The organism is Clostridium sp. CF012 (genome assembly GCF_018861755.1).
Taxonomy (GTDB): domain Bacteria; phylum Bacillota; class Clostridia; order Clostridiales; family Clostridiaceae; genus Clostridium_AD.
This window is the reverse complement of sequence record NZ_JAHLEF010000109.1, coordinates 1-1,147: the sequence shown is the minus strand read 5'-3', so window position 1 is coordinate 1,147 and position 1,147 is coordinate 1. Positions and strand designations below refer to the sequence as shown.

General features: G+C 31.7%; 3 protein-coding genes and 1 pseudogene. All 4 read right to left on the bottom strand.

Features of this window, described 5'->3' with window-relative positions:
- Positions 1-252 (bottom strand): annotated as a pseudogene (locus tag KPL50_RS28085) (phage tail tape measure protein); the annotation flags it as partial.
- Between the two features lie 12 nt (positions 253-264).
- On the bottom strand, positions 265-414 hold the full coding sequence (locus KPL50_RS28080; RefSeq protein WP_216301459.1) for a hypothetical protein: 150 nt from the start codon (positions 412-414) through the stop codon (positions 265-267).
- A gap of 59 nt (positions 415-473) precedes the next feature.
- On the bottom strand, positions 474-899 hold the full coding sequence (locus tag KPL50_RS28075) for a hypothetical protein (RefSeq protein WP_216301458.1): 426 nt from the start codon (positions 897-899) through the stop codon (positions 474-476).
- 67 nt (positions 900-966) lie between these two features.
- Positions 967-1,147: phage tail tube protein (locus KPL50_RS28070; protein ID WP_216301457.1), on the bottom strand; the 181-nt coding region annotated here is incomplete at its 5' end.

Here is a 1,147-nt window from a genome sequence, read left to right as displayed (position 1 = left end):
TTCTTTCATACCCTCAAATCCAACTTTAATTACAAACCCAGCGGCTAAAGTTGCCATTGCAATGCCTAATTTTACCGCCTTATCTCCAGCTTTCTCAAAATTCTTTTTAGCATTATTCGCAAACATCGCTGATTGCTGGGAAGCCTTTTTCATTTCTTTGCTCATATTTGCAGTATTTTTAGACACTTTTAAAATTCCACCGCTCATTGAATCTTTAAGCGTTAAAATAGTTGCTATTGTTTTTGAACTCATTCTCTCCCCTCCTTACATTTTAAACATTGATTGCAATGCTTGGAGTTTTTGTATTTCAAAATCTACATATTCCTCTTGCTCTCGTGCCATACTTTCTTTATAAAATATCTTTTCAATTTCTGATAAATTGAGTAGGTAGTTAAGTTTTTCTCCTTTGCACACAAAGTAAGATACCCAATATAAAGGTCCTCGTCTTATGCCTTTACCACTTCCTACTCTGATTAGTTTTTTATTTCAGTTTCTACCTTTTCCATTGTTTTATCATCCATAAATTCTTTTGCTATATCTGCAGCAATAGACATAGTTTCTTTTATTCCAAAAACTTTTGTTACCGAATCTAATGGATCTATCACTTCCAAAGTTTTTTGAAATTCTGCATCCTTTAAAAAACCACAAACTGAATATACTAAGTCTTTAGCTGACTCTAGCATCGCCACCATGTCTTGGCTAATTGTATTATCGTCTTTATCAGTTTTTATTGCGTCACTTGACTTGCCTACATATGCTAATAGTTCATTTTCTGTCGGTCTATTAAATGTAATAACTCCATAACCTTCGACCTCTATATCTATACTCATTTTTCTATCTTGAATTTTTTTTATTGCTTTTGCTTTAAAATCCTCTAGTGTTAATTTTGTAGTATTCATATATTTTTTACCTCGCTTTTATTTATTTTGGAATGAAAAATAAGGTGTGGTTAGCACCTTATAGTGATTATTTTATACGATCAAGATATTCAAAATCTTCTGCACTTAATGGCAATTCTTCAATTACCAATGCTCCCGCTTCTAATTGTATTAATGTTAATTCTGAAAATACAACTCCGATTAGTGCTATTCTTTCACTTTGTCCATTTAACTTTCCTTGTCTTGCTATAATTTTAATATCTGGCATA

Bases quoted from the DNA above. Each gene is read 5' to 3' on its own strand.
- KPL50_RS28075 (WP_216301458.1), bottom strand. From the start codon at position 899: ATGAATACTACAAAATTAACACTAGAGGATTTTAAAGCAAAAGCAATA.